The sequence below is a fragment of the Pseudomonas sp. LS1212 genome (genome assembly GCF_024741815.1).
In the GTDB taxonomy this organism is placed as follows: Bacteria; Pseudomonadota; Gammaproteobacteria; order Pseudomonadales; family Pseudomonadaceae; genus Aquipseudomonas.
The window spans coordinates 2,509,347-2,525,553 of the sequence record NZ_CP102951.1; the positions used below are offsets into that span (position 1 = coordinate 2,509,347).

Here is a 16,207-nt window from a genome sequence, read left to right on the forward strand (position 1 = left end):
CAGCGCAAGCTGTTGGTTCGAGGTTTTGTAGGGAAGTTCTAGTTTTGCTTCTCGATGTGGGTTGAAAACCACTGACGAATACCAAGCGTATGCCGCGCCCTGGTACGGACTGAGCCCCGGTAGTGGGTCAGGAGAGCCGCGTCAAAGAGCCAGGACACGATGACACATGACCGCAAACCGTTCGATTACATTTCAGTAAGCTTTGTGAGTGTAGACAAGGTGGTTATTCACGTTCACGACCCTGTTGTTCTCCGGTCTGATCAAGCCATTGTCGGATTTGGCCAGGAAAAGCATGTCATCGATCATTCGAGACATACGCTTCAGATCATCCAGGTTCGAGTACAGATTGTCTTCGTAGTCCTCGATGTTCCGTTTTCTGGAGAGGACGACTTTGGTGTGAGTCATCAGATTGCTGACCGGCGTACGCAGTTCATGAGCAATGTCCGCGGAAAAATTCGATAGCTGTACAAAAGCATCATCCAGCCGTGACAGCATCGCGTTGAACGACGAGACCATTTGTTGCAGCTCTTTGGGAACGGACGCTAACGGGATGCGCTCTTTGAGTGATTTAGCCGACATCGAGGCCGCGACCCTGGTCACCTGACGAATAGGGCGCATACCACTGCTGGCAACCATCCACCCTAGCTCTGCGCTGATGAATGCACTGATCACCAAGCATCATGACATCCAGAATCAACAGGTCATACGCCTCGCTCAAGGCATGTTGAAGGGCCTCGCTGCCTTCGTTCTACGATGAGCTTTCCAATCGCCCCAATCAAGAGTAATGTAGTTCAGTCTACATAATATGTATCTAAACCTACATGAATAGATGGATAGTCCTTATTCTAGGGTTGCCGACTGCAAACGCCACCGAGCGCATGCGGGCATGGCGGGCGTTGAAGGCCTGTGGTGCGGCTGTTCTGCGGGATGGCGCCTACTTGCTGCCGGATATCGAGCTCTGCCGCGAAGCGTTGGCTGCAATCGAGCGTGACATCCTTGCCATCAATGGCACGGCGTACCTATTGCCGGTCGATGACCCAGACGGTGAGCGTTTTATCGCGCTGTTCGACCGTAGCGATGACTACACCAAGCTCAATGCAGAGATCGAAGCCTGTCGCGCACAGCTCAATGTTGAAAATGCATTAGCGACGGCCAAGCAGATTCGCAAGTTGCGCAAGGCCTACGTTCAACTGACGAGCATCGACTACTTCCCAGGCCAGTCGAAACAGCAGATCGACTCAGCTTTACAGGCGCTTGAAACAACGCTGAGCAGAGCCCTGTCTGCGGATGAGCCGTATAGCCGAGACCAGCCCATTACCGTGTTGAACCAGGGCGATTATCAGGGCCGTATCTGGGCAACGCGCAAGCGCCCCTGGGTTGATCGTCTGGCCAGTGCCTGGCTGATACAACGCTTTATCGATCCCCAGGCGCGCATTCTCTGGCTGGACAGCCCCCAGGACTGCCCGGTAGATGCGTTGGGTTTCGACTTTGATGAGGCGACCTTCAGTCACGTCGGTAACCGTGTGACGTTTGAAACCTTGCAAGCCAGCTTCGACCTCGATGCACCAGGCCTCAACCGCCTGACCACATTGGTGCATTACCTCGATGTCGGTGGCTTCCAGCCCGTTGAAGCTGCCGGTATTGAGCGCGTGCTGGCAGGGCTGCGCGAAACCATTCCCCATGACGACTATCTGCTGACAGCGGCAAGTGCCATTTTCGATGGTTTACTCGCTGGGTTTGTGCGAGAGGAAAATCCCGATGAGTAACGCCTTCAAACCCGAAGTTGAACAAGATCTACTGCGACCCGAAGCCGTCAGCCTGCTGCAGGCCTTCTGGTTCTGGCTGAAGTTGGGTTTCATCAGCTTCGGCGGGCCCGCAGGCCAGATTTCGATCATGCATCAGGAGTTGGTCGAGCGGCGGCGCTGGATTTCCGAACGGCGTTTTCTCCATGCGCTGAACTACTGCATGCTGCTTCCCGGACCGGAAGCTCAGCAGTTGGCTACCTACATTGGTTGGTTGATGCATCGCACCTGGGGGGGCGTCATAGCCGGCGTGCTTTTTGTACTGCCGTCATTGTTCATCATGATTGCATTGTCCTGGGTCTACGTCGCCTTTGGCGACGTCCCCGTAGTGGCTGGAATGTTCTATGGCATCAAGCCCGCTGTGACGGCCATTGTCGTACACGCCGCTCACCGGATTGGCTCGCGAGCGCTGAAGAACAGCTGGTTGTGGGCGATCGCAGCGGCGTCATTCGTCGCGATTTTCGCATTGAATGTGCCTTTTCCCTTGATTGTCCTGGGGGCAGCCTTGCTGGGCTACCTCGGTGGGCGCCTGGCGCCGGAAAAGTTCAGAATCGGTGGCCACGGCGCTACGAAAAAGTCGTTCGGCCCGGCATTGATCGATGACGATACACCGACGCCCGTACATGCGCGTTTCCGCTGGCCTCGGCTGGTGCTGCTGATGTTGATCGGTGCCGTGCTATGGATCTTGCCGATGGGCATCCTGACCGCGCTCCATGGCTGGGATGGCACCTTGACCCAGATGGGCTGGTTTTTCACCAAGGCTGCTTTGCTGACCTTTGGTGGGGCGTACGCGGTATTGCCGTATGTGTACCAGGGGGCGGTTGGTCATTACGGCTGGTTGACCCCTACGCAGATGATCGATGGCCTGGCCCTGGGCGAAACCACGCCAGGGCCGCTGATCATGGTCGTGGCCTTCGTCGGCTTTGTCGGTGCCTACGTCCAGCAGGTCTTCGGCGCCGATCAGGCATTTCTCGCCGGAGCGGTAGCGGCCAGCCTGGTCACCTGGTTCACTTTCCTGCCTTCGTTTCTGTTCATCCTGGCCGGTGGCCCGCTGGTGGAGTCGACCCACAACGAACTCAAGTTCACCGCGCCACTGACGGGCATTACCGCCGCCGTTGTAGGGGTAATCCTTAATCTGGCGATGTTCTTCGGTTATCACGTGCTGTGGCCCCAGGGGTTTGCCGGCGATCTGGACTGGCCGTCCTTGCTGATCGCCGTGGCAGCGGCCATTGCCTTGTTTCGCTACAAGCGCGGCGTCATTCAGGTGCTGCTCAGCTGCGGTGTTGTTGGTTTAGTGGTGTATCTGGTGCGCGACGGAAACTGGGGTGCATTTTTTCAGTTGTGGTCGTAGTGCCTGTCCGTTGATCCATCGCCCATCAAATTGGGCAGGAGGTGTGACGTGAAGTGGATTACCCGTGAGCGACCGAAGATTGATCGCATAGCCTGCCCTTGGCTGATTACAAAATTTATCGATCCGCAGGCTGAGTTTTTGTACATCCCCAGCAACGCTGTGCTGCGGATTGCCGCAGAGCAAAACGCGACACCTTTCGATATTCCCGGCGTTGAGCTTACTCACGATGGCGAGCTGTGCAGTTTTGATGCGTTTCTGAAAAAGTATCAGCTCAATGATCCGGCCTTGCAGCATTTGGCCAGGATTGTGCGCGGAGCTGACACCTCTCGGCTGGAGCTAACGCCGCAATCGGCGGGTTTGTATGCGATTTCATTGGGGCTATCGCATAATTTCGCTGATGACCAGCAGATGTTAGCGCATGGGTTGATCATCTATGACGCCCTGTACGCCTGGTGCAAGGACTGTCAGAGCGAGTCGCACAACTGGCCTGCGCAGATGTGAGGCGGCGCCGAGCGCCACCACGAACAGACCAAAATAACTGGAGAGTTCAAACACCCAACCGTCGCCTTATGCGTTCAAGCCGATCCAGCCATGCATGCCGACATAGATGCCGACACCGATGATCAGCACACTGGAAAGGTAAGGTGCACGACGTGCTACGGTGCCCAACCAAGGCCAGCGGTTGGAGGCTTGTTTGGCACCAATGGCTGCAGCAGCACCGACAGCGACGAGGGTGATCGCCAAGCCAATGCTGAAGCACAGCACCAGCATGCCTCCCAACGCCACTTCTTTGACCTGGAGGCAAAGTAGCAGAACCGTAATGGCCGCAGGGCAGGGAATGAGGCCGCCTGTCAACCCGAACAGGATGATCTGGCCCGTGGTGACTTCACGATTGGTGAAACGCTTGCGGATGTCATTGGCATGCGCAAGCTCATGCGCATCCTGATACCCCTCAAGCGACAACTCCAGGCCTTCCAGCTCGGAATGCGCATGCCCATGGTCATGCTCACGATAATCCAGATCATATTCGTGGGAATGGCCGGCATGTCCGAGGCTCAAGCGCGCACTAAACTCATGAGGCTCGGGAATGTCGGCTTTCGACTCAAGGAAACCTTCGCTCTCGACAAACGAAAACACTTGGGTGCCACCGCCAGGGCGGGTAGTTATCAAGCGCACCTGTGCAGCCGGCCATGCATGCCCACTCAGCGCCTTCAAGCGCCAGCGTGGCGGCACACCCTCTTCAAAGATCGATAGTTCGATACGGCCATGACCGGTATCGATACGATGGGTTTCATCGTGGTGCCCATGGTCATGCTCGCCGTGGTGATGATCATCACCTTGCTCGAACTTGAACATCTGCTCGCCACGCCACGTACGCCACAGCATCCACAGCGCGATCAGAATGATCAGTGCGGATGATGCGAGCTGAAAGTACGGCTCGGTGGTTTGAGCATCAAGGCCTTTACCCAGATACATGCCGCCAATAGCGACCAACCACACCACTGCCGTGTGCGACAGTGTCGCGGCCAAACCCAGCAACACAGCCTGTTTCACTGAACCACGGATGGCGACAATGAAAGCGGCCATCATGGTTTTCGAGTGGCCGGGCTCCAGGCCATGCAGGGCGCCGAGCAAGATAGCGCTAGGGAAATACAACCAGGCGTGCGACCCGCCCTGTTGCAAGAGTTCAGCGAAATTGGGCATGTCAGGCCTAGAGGTATTTGGTGATTTGTTTAAACGCCTCGAGCGGAGCGCGCTCGCCGCCACTCAACGCGCAGACGGTGTCTTCCAGGCAGTGATCGATGTGATCCTGAATAAGCGTGCGCTTGGCCTGACACACCGCTTTTTCCACAGCATGCAGTTGCTGGGCAATGTCGACGCACTCACGACCTTCTTCGATCATGGTGATGATGCTTCGCAGGTGACCGTCAGCACGCTTGAGGCGCTTGATGATCGCCTCATGGCTTTGGTGGGTATGTGGATGCGGATGGTTGTGTTCGTGCTCATTCATGACTTGAGCCTCTGGCCTCAATGAATTACGCTGGCATCCTATCCCCCGGGGGGGGTTAGGTCAAACGCATCTGTATTGCCATAAAATGAGCTGAAAAGCAGCCAATATGTTCAGCAAAGCCCTGACAACGACAGTGGTATTCGCGCTTGCTCTCGCCATGCTGATGGCTTGGGCCGGGCATACCTATACGTTATCGGTGGCAACGAAACAGCCTGCCTGGGAGATTGCGCAAGACGACTATCACTCTCACGGCGAGGACGAGGCGTCTTCCTCCTATGCGAGCTTTTCAGATCACTATCATTCGCCGTTGACTCCTGACCACCAGCACGAAACGCCGCAACTTACTTCTCTGCTGATATTGACCGAACAACCCAGGCTATCGATGTGGGTTGATGCCCCGCGCTATGCCGTTCCCCGTCCGCCGATATTCTTGATCGAGCGCCCACCCCGTCCTTCGTTCGCTTCCTGACCATGGCCGCGCTGCGGCCCAAGATCACTGCAACGTAGGATTTTGATCCATGCATTCGCATACCATGCGCGGCGTGGGCGCATTCACTGTGCCCTCGCGTCGCCCGCTACTGCTGTTGTTTCTGTGCGTCGCGTCACTTTTCTTCGCCATCCCCGAGGCACTGGCTCACGCCGTGGCTGAAGGTGACAAAGGCTTCATCCAGGAAAGCTCCGGCGTCATGTTGCTGCCCTTCATCTACATGGGCGCCAAGCACATGATGACGGGCTACGACCACCTGCTGTTTCTCTTCGGGGTGATCTTCTTCCTCTATCGCCTGAAGGATGTAGGGCTCTATGTCACGCTATTCGCGGTAGGCCACTCGGTCACGTTGCTGCTTGGCGTGCTCACCGAAGTCAGCATCAGCTCCTACGTGATCGACGCCATCATCGGCTTCTCGGTGGTGTACAAGGCGCTCGACAACCTGGGCGCGTTCCAGCGCTGGTTTGGTGTCCAGCCCAACACCAAAGTGGCCACGCTGACCTTCGGCCTGTTCCATGGTTTCGGTCTGGCCACCAAGATCCAGGAGTACGAAATCTCGCCTGATGGCCTGATCCCGAACCTGATCGCCTTCAACGTCGGCGTCGAGATTGGCCAGTTGCTGGCCCTCAGCGCGATTCTCATTCTGATGGGGTATTGGCGGCGCACTGGTAGCTTCTGGCGCCACGCCTATGCGGCCAACGTCGCCATGATGAGTGCCGGTTTCCTGCTGATGGGTTACCAGCTGACCGGCCTGTTTGTCTCTGCCTAAGGAATTCTGACCATGTTCAATACTCCACTGCCAACCGTTAATGAGTTGCCCAGCAGCCGCCAGTTGCTACGTTCGACAGCCATCGCACTGGTCACCGCCGTCGGCCTTTTGGTGACTGTCGTCATGCCATCGGAATACGCCATCGATCCAACAGGTGTGGGACGTGCTTTGGGTCTGACGCAAATGGGCGAACTGAAAATCACCCTCGCGCAAGAAGCCCTGGCGGACGCCGCGCCGCCCCAGCCAGTCGCCGTCGCACCGGCTCCGCAGATCGCGCAAGCTCAGCCAATTGCGAAGCCGGCAGCAGAACCAGTGGTCGTGCCTGATTCGGCCTTGAAGACGAATAATATGACCGTCACGCTCAAGCCGGGTGAAGGGACAGAGATCAAGCTGGAAATGGTGAAGAACGCCACCGTCAGTTATGAGTGGACAACCGCCGGAGGTCCAGTGAATTACGACACCCATGGCGAGCCGTACAACGCTGAGAAAGGTTACTTCCACAGCTACAGCAAAGGTAAGCAGGTCAAAGGCGACAAAGGCGAGTTCACCGCCATTTTCGACGGTACCCATGGCTGGTTCTGGCGTAACCGTAGCAACACCAGTGTGACCATATCACTGAAAACGACCGGTAATTACTTGAGCGTTAAGCAGTAATCCAAGGACGACCGTTCTCCCGCTGAAAGGCGGGAGAACGACCTGCTCAGAGATGTTTAACTTCATCATTTTTTGGAAAGACTTCCCCATGAAAACATCAGCAACTTTGTTCCGTACGATGCTCTTGATCTGCTTCTTGGGTCTGATGACTGCATGCAGTGGTGGCGAGAAAGAAACAACTTCCGAGAGCGTCGGGCACGGGCACTCGCACGAGTGACGCCATGAAAAACAAGGCCGTAAGTGTCAGAGTGCCAGCGTTTTTCAGCGATTGGAACGCCTGCTGGAACTTCTGGATTTCTAAATATCATCAGAAAGATCAAAATCTTACAGAGCTGTAATGTTTACCTAAGGTTTCTGACAGGGGACGAGTCTTAAAGTTATATCGAGCCTTGAGCTCACTCCCCCGAGAATCATCTCTTGATGTGGATTCAACGGGTTAACCAAATCTCATTCGAGGATACCCCAATGAAATCCATGAAAGCACTGATGGTCGTTGCCGCATTAACCGTCTCTTTTCTGGCTATGGCCGAAGGCGGTGGTGACCGGACATTCGCTCGTATGGATGCAGCAAAGAAGAACACAGTGGATGCGTACCAAATTACCCAAAAGTGAGACAATCAAGCTCCTCTAGCCAAGAGCAATGCCAAAGCTGTCGACCAAGCCACGTACTGAGCGTCTTGATGAGATCCCAAGCTGACAGAAATGTAATCACTTCGGTGGTTAAAGTGTGGCAATTTCTCAGCTCGCCTGCCGTATGAATTTTGTCATTTGCGGCGGCGGGCAAGGCTCATCGGGATTCGCGACGAACTCCTGAGTGAACGCCCACCAGCCGGTAAGCACAACGCTCAGTGTGTTTCGCGCGGTTTCCCTTTTGACTGATTGGACATAAACGGCATGCATTCCAAAACCTCTAGGCGGACCTTCGTGAAAGGCCTCGCCGCTGGTGGCATTCTCGGCGGCCTTGGTCTGTGGCGCACGCCTGTATGGGCCGTGACCAGCCCTGGTCTGCCGAGCGTACTGACCGGCAATGAATTTGACCTGTTCATTGGCGAAACCCCAGTGAACATCACCGGTTCGCCGCGTACAGCCATGACCATCAACGGCACTTTGCCGGGGCCGCTGCTGCGTTGGCGCGAAGGGGATACAGTCACGCTGCGGGTGAAGAACCGCCTGGATCAGGACACTTCCATCCATTGGCACGGGATCATCCTGCCGGCAAACATGGACGGTGTACCGGGCTTGAGCTTCCATGGCATCGCGCCCGATGGTATGTATGAGTACAAATTCAAGGTGCATCAGAACGGCACTTACTGGTACCACAGTCACTCTGGCTTGCAGGAGCAGGTAGGCGTCTATGGGCCGATCGTGATCGATTCCAAGGAACCTGAGCCTTTCCAATACGACCGTGATTACGTTGTGATGTTGAGTGACTGGACCGATGAAGATCCAGATCGAGTCATGGCCAAGCTGAAGAAGCAGTCGGATTACTACAACCACCACAAGCCTACAGTTGCCGACTTCATCGACGATGTCAGCGAGAAGGGCTGGTCCGCGACAGTGGCGGATCGAAAAATGTGGGCCGAAATGAAAATGAACCCCACCGATCTCGCAGACGTCAGTGGATTTACTTACACCTATCTCATGAATGGTCAGGCCCCTGACGGCAACTGGACCGGTATTTTCAAACCCGGCGAAAAGCTTCGCCTGCGCTTCATCAATGGCTCAGCCATGAGCTACTTCGACGTCCGCATTCCAGGCTTGAAAATGACCGTCGTGGCCGCCGACGGCCAGCACGTCAACCCTGTCAGCGTCGATGAGTTTCGCATCGCCGTGGCAGAAACCTATGACGTGATCGTCGAGCCTGCCAGTGCTGAGGCTTATACCATTTTCGCCCAGTCCATGGATCGCACCGGGTATGCCCGCGGAACCCTGGCCGTGCGCGAAGGGCTGAGCGCACCGGTACCGGCAACTGATCCACGCCCGCTGTTAACCATGGATGACATGGGGATGGGTGGTATGGACCACGGCAGCATGGCGGGGATGGACCACGGCTCCATGAAGCAAGGTGATATGTCCGGTATGGATCACAGCAAGATGACTGGCATGGACCACGGCGACATGTCCGGAATGTCCGGTATGGATCACAGCAAGATGACCGGCATGGATCATGGCGAGATGTCAGGGATGGCTGGAATGGGTGGCATGGAGATGCAATCTCACCCGGCTTCCGAAACCAATAACCCCCTGGTTGATATGCAAGCCATGAGCACTGCGCCAAAACTCAACGACCCGGGTATTGGCTTACGGAACAATGGCCGTCGTGTCCTCACTTACGCCGACCTGAAGAGCACTTTCCAGGACCCTGATGGCCGCGAGCCAAATCGTACGATTGAGCTGCACCTGACTGGCCATATGGAGAAGTTTTCCTGGTCATTCAACGGCATCAAATTCTCCGACGCCGAGCCATTGCGCCTCAAATATGGCGAGCGCCTGCGCATCACGCTGGTGAACGACACCATGATGACCCATCCCGTCCACCTCCACGGAATGTGGAGCGACCTCGAGGATGAGAGCGGTAATTTCATGGTACGCAAGCACACGATCGACATGCCGCCAGGTACCAAACGCAGCTATCGAGTGACCGCCGATGCCCTGGGGCGCTGGGCCTACCATTGCCACCTGCTGTTTCACATGGAAATGGGCATGTTCCGTGAAGTACGGGTCGATGAGTAAAGGAGACGGGTTATGAGCACATATATGAATCGTAAGTCATTGATCGGTTGCGCCCTTGCTGCTGGCCTGATGACTGGAGCGATGGACAGCAAAATGAATCACGAGGCGATGGATCATGACTCAAAAACCAAAAAAGCGGATTGAGACCATGACCCATAAGCTTTTACGTCCGACCCTGATGGCGTTGACGGTTTCGGTCAGCTCGGTGTTTGTTGGTATCGCTAGCGCAGCTGAAGAGATGGATCACTCCAGGATGGATCACGGTTCGATGGGAACCATGGACCATAGCAAGATGGGCGCGATGGACCACGGCACAATGAACATGGACCAAGACCAGATGGAGGGCATGGATCACAGCAAAATGAAAATGGAGGCTGGGGCAACCACCACGAGTCGGACCCCCATTCCAGTACTGACCGATGCTGACCGTGCAGCTGCTTTTCCGCCTGTCGCTGGTCATGGCGTTCATGACAAAAAACTCAACTCTTTTTTCCTTCTTGATCAGTTCGAGTACCAGGACGCGGATAACGGCAGTGCTTTGAGTTGGGATGCGTCAGGATGGATCGGCGGCGACATTGATCGTTTGTGGCTGCGTTCGGAAGGCGAGCGCACCAACGGTGTGACCGAAGATGCCGAACTTCAAGCGCTTTGGGGGCATTCGATTGGCCCTTGGTGGGATGTTGTTACCGGCGTACGCCAAGACTTCAAACCGGGCTCGCCGCAGACATGGGGTGCCTTCGGTATCCAAGGCATGGCCCTCTACAACTTCGAAGCAGAAGCAACTGCTTTCATCGGCGAGAACGGCCAGACCGCCGCTCGATTAGAAGGTGACTACGACATTCTGCTCACCAACCGCCTGATCTTGCAGCCGACAGCCGAAGTGAACTTCTACGGGAAAAACGATCCTCAGCGCGGGATTGGCTCTGGCTTGGCCAATACCGAAGTGGGCTTGCGACTGCGCTACGAGATTGTTCGTGAATTTGCTCCCTATATCGGGGTCACCTGGAGTCGCGCCTATGGCAACACCGCCGATTACGCCAGCGACGAAGGGGAAGATACCAACGAGGCTCGATTTGTAGCCGGTATTCGCATGTGGTTCTAAGGGGCTGACATGAAAAGAACAATCAAAACGTTGAGTGCTACCGGTGTGGTTACAGCCATTGTAGGTGCCGGGGTCGTGTATTTTGGTGTGTTTAACGTGGGTGCCGATGACCCTCATTCGCATCCCGTATACACCTTGCTTTCGACCGCTCGGGATCGCTCGATCGAAGTGCGCTCCCGAGACATCAAAGTCCCCGAACTGACGGATGAAGGGCTCATTCGTGCAGGTGCCGGCAACTACAATGCGATGTGCATTGGCTGCCACCTGGCGCCAGGGCTCGCGCAAACCGAGTTGAGCAAGAGTCTTTATCCGGCTCCCCCGAATTTGTCGAAGCTCGGTGTGGATGGAAATCCTGCCGCAGCGTTCTGGATCATCAAGCACGGCATCAAGTCCACGGGCATGCCTGCCTGGGGGAGAAGCATGGCAGATCCCTATATCTGGGGAATGGTCGCCTTTCTTCAACAGCTTCCTGCCATGAATGCTGAGCAATATAGAGCTCTTGCCGCGAGCAGCGGTGGCCACCAGCACGGTGGTGGTGAGACCAGGATGCATAACCACGAAGTTCAGCATAACGGTGAAAATGAAGCGTCTTCTAGCGGTGATGCAAGTGGAGTTGGGGGGCTCGCCGAAGCTGACGTTCACCACGACGATACAAGCAACGCCCATGCTCACGATAAAGCCGTAGCACCTGCTCCGGATGAAAGCGTCGAGCACGCCCATCCTGAAGGAATGGGTTCGTCACACGATGCTCCTGCAAGTTCAGTAGCTCAGCCAAAGACTCATACCCATGCCGATGGCAAGGAGCACACCCATGCGCAATAGCTTTCTTCGTTCTGGTCGGGCACTTCGTCTCGCGACATTCGCAGTTCTGTTTATCGGCTCGGCGGCTCATGCCACAGAACCTCTGACGATTGACGTCCATCGGGACGCTAACTGTGGATGCTGCAAGAAGTGGATTCAGCACCTTGAAACAAACGGCTTCACCGTCGTTGATCATGTAGAAACCAACATGAGCGCGGTCAAGCAGGACCTGGGTGTTGTTCCGCGTCTATCGTCATGCCACACCGCGGTGATCAACGGAAAGTTCGTTGAAGGCCATGTACCTGCGGAGCAAATAGTCGCATTGAGCAAACGCGATGACCTTATCGGGATCGCTGTGCCGGGTATGCCGGCAGGCTCGCCTGGTATGGAGTTCGGTGGGAAGCAGGATGCTTATCAGGTCATCGGCCTGAACAAAGCAGGTACCGACCAAGTGATCGCGGAGTACCCAGAAAACTAATCTTCACCCCGGTTTTTGCATAGTCATCGCCCATGACCATGCCGCCGCCCATCATCCCATTCGCCATCATGCCGGCCCCCGCGCCTTCGACCGCTTGGGCAATACCTGGTCGTCATGCCAGCCTGCCCGGATCGAATAGCGCCGCCTGCACCTTGTCATTGAAGCGCGACACCATCATCAGCATGGATTCCACGGAGTCGCTGTCATCCAGCCGACAGCCCGTCAGCAAGGCAATCCCGCCCAGCATTACTCATGCTCCAGTGCCTCGATGATTGGACAATTCAGCCCTCCATCTCCGGCGTCACATTGCTGCACCAAGCTGACCAGTTTTTTTTGTAACGCGCCAAGGTCGACGATTTTCTGTTCAATCAGCGCCAGCTTGCTGACTGCTAATGCCCGCGTCTCGACGCACGCACAGCCTTTATCCAGCCGTAACAGTCCGCCAATTTCGGATAGCGTAAAGCCGAGTGCCTGTGCTCGTTTGATAAAGCGCAGGCACTCTGCCTGTTCCACCGCATAGCGGCGGTGACCACCCAGCGGCTTGGTGGGCTCATCCAGCAGGCCGAGTCGCTGGTAATAACGAATTGTCTCGACATTCACTCCAGCTGCATCCGCCAGCTTTCCAATGGTCAGCTCTTTCGACACCACGTTCCCCTTGATTCCGTACCCAGGTACAGGGTTTAGAGTATCACTTGGGCAAACAGGCTCAAGGAAACCGACATGGCATTAATCACGGGAAAAAACTCGCTAATCGCCAGTGCGCTTGCCGCTATTGGTGCATCCGTATGTTGTGTCGGACCACTGATATTGCTGACCCTTGGGATCGGCGGTGCCTGGGTCGCAAATCTGACGGCACTGGAATCCTATCGCCCGATCTTCATCGGGCTGACGCTGCTGTTTCTGGGGTTGGCCTTCCACAGGCTCTACCTTGTACCACAGGCCTGTACCTCGGGTTCGTCTTGCGCAGTCTCTCGTCCCCTCAAGCGGCAACGGTTCATTTTCTGGTTGGTTGCAGTACTGCTGCTCGGCCTATTGGCCGTGCCTTGGCTCGCCCCACTGTTTTACTGAGAGGAGATCACCATGCGCCAACTACTGATTGCCCTGCTCGTCAGTTTACCCTTGGCAGCTCTGGCCGCCCCACCAGTATCCGTTACGCTCGGAGTGCAGAACATGACATGCGCGGTTTGCCCGATCACAGTGAAGAAGGCATTGCAGAAGGTACCAGGCGTAAGTACTGTCACAGTCGATTTCGACAAGAAAACGGCCACTGTGACCTTCGACCCAGACCAAACCACGTACGAGTCGCTCACCAAAGCGACAATGAACGCAGGCTACCCCTCCACCGTGCAGAAGTGATGCCGCATGAGTACCATTGTTCTTGAGTCTGTGCTGACCTGCCCGCACTGTGGTTTCGCCAGGCGCGAAACCATGCCCACAGATGCCTGTCTGTACTTCTACGAATGCAGCAACTGCAAAAAACTACTGCGCCCTGATCCAGGCGACTGCTGCGTGTTCTGCTCCTTCGGCTCGGTGAAATGCCCACCGATTCAAGCGCAGCGAGGATGTTGTGGATAGGTGGTACACCGGGCCATCACGTTACTGCTTGACCTTGCCGCAGTGGCAAGGTCCAACCTCATAAGCAGAGAGGTTCCTCAGGAGGTGGGTGATGGCCAGCCTATTCCCCCATACCGCTACCGCCACTTCTAATCCTGTCCAGCAATGGACGCTCGGCGTAGCGGGAATGACTTGCGCCTCGTGCGTCGGGCGCATCGAAAAAGCCCTGCTAAATGTACCGGGTGTACGGTCGGCAGCGGTGAATCTGGCCAGTGAAATGGCCAGGGTTCGGGCCGTATCCGGCGTAGTATCGCTGTCAGTGTTGATTCAAACGGTGGCAGCTGCCGGCTACGAGGCCAGCGTTCCGGCTGCCGAGGTGTCCACCACGCCAGCGCTTCACCGTGACTGGTGGCCGGTGGTTGCGGCCGCCGTGCTGTCCTTGCCGTTGGTGATACAATCGTCGGAGACCTAGTGGTTGTGCGGCCGGGCGAGCAGGGTGCCGGCGGACGGCGTGGTGCACGAAGGGCGAAGCCATCTCGACGAGTCACTGCTGACCGGTGAGAGTCTGCCAGTGGCGAAAGGTGAAGGCGACCCGGTGACCGGTGGCGCAATCAATGGCGAAGGTCTGCTACTGATCATGACCTCAGCGGTCGGCGCGGAAAGCACCCTGTCCCGGATCATTCGACTGGTCGAAAACGCCCAGGCGACCAAGGCGCCGATTCAGCGCTTGGTCGATCGAATCAGCGCCGTCTTCGTACCGGTGGTGCTGATGGTCGCGGCGATGACCTTGCTGATTGGCTGGTGGCTGGTGGCTGACTGGCGAGGTGGCCGGTCCGCTGATTAACGCGGTGGCGGTATTGGTTATCGCATGCCCCTGTGCGTTGGGCCTCGCCACACCAACCGTGATCATGGCGGGTACCGGGGTCGGCGCGCGCCACGGCATTCTGATCAAGGATGCGCAAGCCTTGGAAATTGCTTGCAGTTCGTGCAGCGGCGTTGGCCGAGGCTGGCAACACCGTGTCCTGGCTTGCGGATCTATCCAAGCGACCACAGTTGTTGGGCCTGATTGCCTTCGGTGATGTGCTAAAGCCCTCCGCACGGTTAGCCGTGGCCCGGTTGAAAGCGCTGGGTATCCGTACCGTGATGATTACCGGCGACAACCTTGGAGCCGCCAGCAGCGTGGCCAGGCTACTCGGCCTCGACGAGGTACGCGCCGAGGTGCTGCCCGGTGACAAAGCAGCGGCGGTACTGGCACTGAAGGTCGACGGCGCAGTTGTGGCGATGGTTGGTGACGGCATCAACGACGCGCCAGCACTGGCAGCGGCCGATGTCGGTATCGCGATGTCGACCGGTACCGACGTAGCGATGCATACCGCCGGTATCACCCTGATGCGCGGCGACCCGGCGTTGGTGGCGGATGCCCTGCTGCTGTCCCGTCACACCTATGGGCGGATTTTGAAGAGTCTGCTCTGGGCCTTCATCTACAACCTGATCGGTATTCCGCTGGCGGCAATGGGCCTGTTGAGTCCGGTGGTGGCTGGCGCGGCAATGGCGAGGTTCAGGCCATTGCCCTGAGCCAAATCGAGGCGCTGAATGCGCGTATCACCACGCTGCGGATCATGCGCGAGGCCCTGTCATATCTGGCCGAGCATTGCGATGACGCTGAGCAACCACCTGGGCTGGTTCTGGATGACTTCCCTCCCATGACTTGCCCGAAAGGAGAACATCATGACGCGTAATAATCCCACAATGGTCCAGCTGGGAGTCGGTGCTGCCATTATCCTGGCGGCTGCCTATGTCTTGTTCCCCGCTTTTCAAGTTTGGATCATAGCCGCCGCGCCAGTTTTGCTATTGCTGCTGTGTCCGCTAGTGATGGTGTTTTGTATGCGCAACATGCACAAGGATGCGCCAACTACCGATGACACACTGAAGGTCAAACCGACCAAACGTGATCCAGACGATAGGCCGTGAGCTGTAACTATTTTCATGCTCAGCGAGTTGGGCCGGGCTGTTTAGCGCCTCCTTGTTTCTACACGAGAAGGTGCCTATTGGACTTCAGACTCGTCCTGACAGATTTGTAATTGTACAGTCAGTTATCAGCGGCTAGACTCCCCCGCATGAAACACTACCTACGGTGCTGCCTCATTTTCCTGATTAGCCTGGCGCTTCCCCTCAGTGGGATGGCGGGCATTCAGGCACCGACAGAACCTTGCCCAATGAAAACGGCGGGCATGGCCATGATGGGTGATATGGGTCAGGACTGCTGTCAGGACATGAAAAGCCCCTCCGATCACGGCAAACCCTGCAAACCTGGCCAGGAGTGCAAAACTGGCGGAATGTTGCAAGTCTCAATCGTCAAGCCCCCCATCACCGTGTTCAGCCCCGTTGTGCTTTCCTTCTCCAGCGACTTCGTGCCTGCCCAAACCCCTTCCGGGGTATGGCGACCGCCGCGCGCTTGATTCCTG

Annotated in this window: 20 protein-coding genes and 4 pseudogenes; 18 read left to right on the top strand and 6 right to left on the bottom strand. The window is 56.5% G+C overall.

From position 1 onward, the window contains the following. Nucleotides 1–237: 237 nt before the first annotated feature. Nucleotides 238–675: pseudogene (locus tag NVV94_RS11845) on the bottom strand (histidine kinase dimerization/phospho-acceptor domain-containing protein); the annotation flags it as partial. Continuing rightward, a pseudogene (locus NVV94_RS26700) lies at nt 671–742 on the bottom strand (DNA-binding response regulator); the annotation flags it as partial. The pseudogenes NVV94_RS26700 and NVV94_RS11845, both read right to left, overlap by 5 nt. 79 nt (nt 743–821) lie before the next feature. Here NVV94_RS26700 and NVV94_RS11850 point away from each other — a divergent pair. From NVV94_RS11850 to NVV94_RS11860, 3 genes are read left to right on the top strand one after another with little or no spacing between them, the layout of a single operon-like run. Continuing rightward, nucleotides 822–1,766, top strand: a complete 945-nt coding sequence (locus NVV94_RS11850; RefSeq protein WP_258447319.1) for a chromate resistance protein — start codon at nt 822–824, stop codon at nt 1,764–1,766. Beyond that, nucleotides 1,759–3,153, top strand: a complete 1,395-nt coding sequence (gene chrA / locus NVV94_RS11855) for a chromate efflux transporter (RefSeq protein ID WP_258447320.1) — start codon at nt 1,759–1,761, stop codon at nt 3,151–3,153. The genes NVV94_RS11850 and chrA overlap by 8 nt, the downstream gene beginning before the upstream one ends. A gap of 48 nt (nt 3,154–3,201) precedes the next feature. Then, complete coding sequence (locus NVV94_RS11860; RefSeq protein WP_258447321.1) at nt 3,202–3,654, top strand: chromate resistance protein ChrB domain-containing protein; 453 nt, start codon at nt 3,202–3,204, stop codon at nt 3,652–3,654. Nucleotides 3,655–3,720: 66 nt separating this feature from the next. On the opposite strand, the gene NVV94_RS11865 is transcribed toward NVV94_RS11860, so the two are convergent. After that, nucleotides 3,721–4,857, bottom strand: a complete 1,137-nt coding sequence (locus tag NVV94_RS11865; RefSeq protein WP_258447322.1) for a nickel/cobalt efflux protein RcnA — start codon at nt 4,855–4,857, stop codon at nt 3,721–3,723. Between the two features lie 7 nt (nt 4,858–4,864). Further along, nucleotides 4,865–5,164 (bottom strand): metal-sensing transcriptional repressor, encoded by a 300-nt coding sequence (locus NVV94_RS11870; protein WP_258447323.1) that lies wholly within the window; start codon nt 5,162–5,164, stop codon nt 4,865–4,867. A gap of 106 nt (nt 5,165–5,270) precedes the next feature. On the opposite strand from NVV94_RS11870, the gene NVV94_RS11875 reads away from it, so the two are divergent. The 9 genes and pseudogenes from NVV94_RS11875 to NVV94_RS11915 all read left to right on the top strand — a co-directional run bounded on the left by NVV94_RS11875 (nt 5,271) and on the right by NVV94_RS11915 (nt 12,188). Beyond that, nucleotides 5,271–5,633, top strand: coding sequence for a hypothetical protein (locus NVV94_RS11875; RefSeq protein ID WP_258447324.1), 363 nt, complete (start codon nt 5,271–5,273; stop codon nt 5,631–5,633). A 49-nt stretch (nt 5,634–5,682) separates the two neighbouring features. Beyond that, nucleotides 5,683–6,420, top strand: a complete 738-nt coding sequence (locus NVV94_RS11880; RefSeq protein WP_258447325.1) for a HupE/UreJ family protein — start codon at nt 5,683–5,685, stop codon at nt 6,418–6,420. A 12-nt stretch (nt 6,421–6,432) separates the two neighbouring features. Continuing rightward, on the top strand, nt 6,433–7,074 hold the full coding sequence (locus tag NVV94_RS11885; protein WP_258447326.1) for a transmembrane anchor protein: 642 nt from the start codon (nt 6,433–6,435) through the stop codon (nt 7,072–7,074). Nucleotides 7,075–7,539: 465 nt separating this feature from the next. Further along, nucleotides 7,540–7,683, top strand: a pseudogene (locus tag NVV94_RS11890) (co-regulatory protein PtrA N-terminal domain-containing protein); the annotation flags it as partial. 285 nt (nt 7,684–7,968) lie between these two features. Next, nucleotides 7,969–9,807: a copper resistance system multicopper oxidase gene (locus NVV94_RS11895; protein ID WP_258447677.1), complete on the top strand. Its 1,839-nt coding sequence runs from the start codon at nt 7,969–7,971 to the stop codon at nt 9,805–9,807. Between the two features lie 12 nt (nt 9,808–9,819). Beyond that, complete coding sequence (locus NVV94_RS11900; protein WP_258447327.1) at nt 9,820–9,951, top strand: hypothetical protein; 132 nt, start codon at nt 9,820–9,822, stop codon at nt 9,949–9,951. Further along, nucleotides 9,923–10,909: a copper resistance protein B gene (locus tag NVV94_RS11905; RefSeq protein WP_258447328.1), complete on the top strand. Its 987-nt coding sequence runs from the start codon at nt 9,923–9,925 to the stop codon at nt 10,907–10,909. The genes NVV94_RS11900 and NVV94_RS11905 overlap by 29 nt, the downstream gene beginning before the upstream one ends. A gap of 9 nt (nt 10,910–10,918) precedes the next feature. Beyond that, nucleotides 10,919–11,731 carry a cytochrome c gene (locus NVV94_RS11910; RefSeq protein WP_258447329.1) on the top strand — a complete coding sequence of 271 codons (813 nt, stop codon included), beginning with the start codon at nt 10,919–10,921 and terminating at the stop codon, nt 11,729–11,731. Continuing rightward, on the top strand, nt 11,721–12,188 hold the full coding sequence (locus NVV94_RS11915) for a DUF411 domain-containing protein (RefSeq protein ID WP_258447330.1): 468 nt from the start codon (nt 11,721–11,723) through the stop codon (nt 12,186–12,188). Before NVV94_RS11910 ends, NVV94_RS11915 begins: the two co-directional genes overlap by 11 nt. A 112-nt stretch (nt 12,189–12,300) precedes the next feature. On the opposite strand, the gene NVV94_RS11920 is transcribed toward NVV94_RS11915, so the two are convergent. Both NVV94_RS11920 and merR read right to left on the bottom strand, forming a co-directional pair. After that, nucleotides 12,301–12,435 (bottom strand): hypothetical protein, encoded by a 135-nt coding sequence (locus tag NVV94_RS11920; RefSeq protein WP_258447331.1) that lies wholly within the window; start codon nt 12,433–12,435, stop codon nt 12,301–12,303. Then, nucleotides 12,435–12,833 carry an Hg(II)-responsive transcriptional regulator gene (gene merR / locus NVV94_RS11925; RefSeq protein WP_258447332.1) on the bottom strand — a complete coding sequence of 133 codons (399 nt, stop codon included), beginning with the start codon at nt 12,831–12,833 and terminating at the stop codon, nt 12,435–12,437. Before merR ends, NVV94_RS11920 begins: the two co-directional genes overlap by 1 nt. A gap of 75 nt (nt 12,834–12,908) precedes the next feature. On the opposite strand from merR, the gene NVV94_RS11930 reads away from it, so the two are divergent. The 6 genes and pseudogenes from NVV94_RS11930 to NVV94_RS11955 all read left to right on the top strand — a co-directional run bounded on the left by NVV94_RS11930 (nt 12,909) and on the right by NVV94_RS11955 (nt 16,201). Further along, nucleotides 12,909–13,256, top strand: coding sequence for a mercuric transporter MerT family protein (locus NVV94_RS11930; RefSeq protein ID WP_258447333.1), 348 nt, complete (start codon nt 12,909–12,911; stop codon nt 13,254–13,256). Between the two features lie 12 nt (nt 13,257–13,268). Continuing rightward, nucleotides 13,269–13,544: a mercury resistance system periplasmic binding protein MerP gene (merP, locus tag NVV94_RS11935; protein ID WP_258447334.1), complete on the top strand. Its 276-nt coding sequence runs from the start codon at nt 13,269–13,271 to the stop codon at nt 13,542–13,544. 6 nt (nt 13,545–13,550) lie between these two features. Beyond that, the gene (locus NVV94_RS11940) at nt 13,551–13,763 is read left to right on the top strand and encodes a GDCCVxC domain-containing (seleno)protein (protein ID WP_258447335.1); all 213 of its coding nucleotides are present in this window, start codon (nt 13,551–13,553) and stop codon (nt 13,761–13,763) included. Nucleotides 13,764–13,854: 91 nt separating this feature from the next. Continuing rightward, nucleotides 13,855–15,209, top strand: a pseudogene (locus NVV94_RS11945) (heavy metal translocating P-type ATPase); the annotation flags it as partial. Between the two features lie 261 nt (nt 15,210–15,470). Beyond that, nucleotides 15,471–15,713 (top strand): DUF2933 domain-containing protein, encoded by a 243-nt coding sequence (locus tag NVV94_RS11950; protein ID WP_258447336.1) that lies wholly within the window; start codon nt 15,471–15,473, stop codon nt 15,711–15,713. A 146-nt stretch (nt 15,714–15,859) separates the two neighbouring features. Then, nucleotides 15,860–16,201: a hypothetical protein gene (locus NVV94_RS11955; protein ID WP_258447337.1), complete on the top strand. Its 342-nt coding sequence runs from the start codon at nt 15,860–15,862 to the stop codon at nt 16,199–16,201. Nucleotides 16,202–16,207 lie beyond the last annotated feature (6 nt).

What these genes read in the sequence shown, in the direction of transcription:
- NVV94_RS11950 (WP_258447336.1), top strand. Translation starts at nt 15,471, where the DNA reads ATGACGCGTAATAATCCCACAATGGTCCAGCTGGGAGTCGGTGCTGCC.
- NVV94_RS11910 (WP_258447329.1), top strand. Translation starts at nt 10,919, where the DNA reads ATGAAAAGAACAATCAAAACGTTGAGTGCTACCGGTGTGGTTACAGCC.
- NVV94_RS11920 (WP_258447331.1), bottom strand. Translation starts at nt 12,435, where the DNA reads ATGCTGGGCGGGATTGCCTTGCTGACGGGCTGTCGGCTGGATGACAGC.
- NVV94_RS11930 (WP_258447333.1), top strand. Translation starts at nt 12,909, where the DNA reads ATGGCATTAATCACGGGAAAAAACTCGCTAATCGCCAGTGCGCTTGCC.
- NVV94_RS11915 (WP_258447330.1), top strand. Translation starts at nt 11,721, where the DNA reads ATGCGCAATAGCTTTCTTCGTTCTGGTCGGGCACTTCGTCTCGCGACA.
- NVV94_RS11905 (WP_258447328.1), top strand. Translation starts at nt 9,923, where the DNA reads ATGACTCAAAAACCAAAAAAGCGGATTGAGACCATGACCCATAAGCTT.
- NVV94_RS11850 (WP_258447319.1), top strand. Translation starts at nt 822, where the DNA reads ATGAATAGATGGATAGTCCTTATTCTAGGGTTGCCGACTGCAAACGCC.
- NVV94_RS11880 (WP_258447325.1), top strand. Translation starts at nt 5,683, where the DNA reads ATGCATTCGCATACCATGCGCGGCGTGGGCGCATTCACTGTGCCCTCG.
- chrA (WP_258447320.1), top strand. Translation starts at nt 1,759, where the DNA reads ATGAGTAACGCCTTCAAACCCGAAGTTGAACAAGATCTACTGCGACCC.
- merP (WP_258447334.1), top strand. Translation starts at nt 13,269, where the DNA reads ATGCGCCAACTACTGATTGCCCTGCTCGTCAGTTTACCCTTGGCAGCT.
- NVV94_RS11875 (WP_258447324.1), top strand. Translation starts at nt 5,271, where the DNA reads ATGTTCAGCAAAGCCCTGACAACGACAGTGGTATTCGCGCTTGCTCTC.
- NVV94_RS11865 (WP_258447322.1), bottom strand. Translation starts at nt 4,857, where the DNA reads ATGCCCAATTTCGCTGAACTCTTGCAACAGGGCGGGTCGCACGCCTGG.
- NVV94_RS11885 (WP_258447326.1), top strand. Translation starts at nt 6,433, where the DNA reads ATGTTCAATACTCCACTGCCAACCGTTAATGAGTTGCCCAGCAGCCGC.
- NVV94_RS11900 (WP_258447327.1), top strand. Translation starts at nt 9,820, where the DNA reads ATGAGCACATATATGAATCGTAAGTCATTGATCGGTTGCGCCCTTGCT.
- NVV94_RS11940 (WP_258447335.1), top strand. Translation starts at nt 13,551, where the DNA reads ATGAGTACCATTGTTCTTGAGTCTGTGCTGACCTGCCCGCACTGTGGT.
- NVV94_RS11955 (WP_258447337.1), top strand. Translation starts at nt 15,860, where the DNA reads ATGAAACACTACCTACGGTGCTGCCTCATTTTCCTGATTAGCCTGGCG.
- NVV94_RS11895 (WP_258447677.1), top strand. Translation starts at nt 7,969, where the DNA reads ATGCATTCCAAAACCTCTAGGCGGACCTTCGTGAAAGGCCTCGCCGCT.
- NVV94_RS11870 (WP_258447323.1), bottom strand. Translation starts at nt 5,164, where the DNA reads ATGAATGAGCACGAACACAACCATCCGCATCCACATACCCACCAAAGC.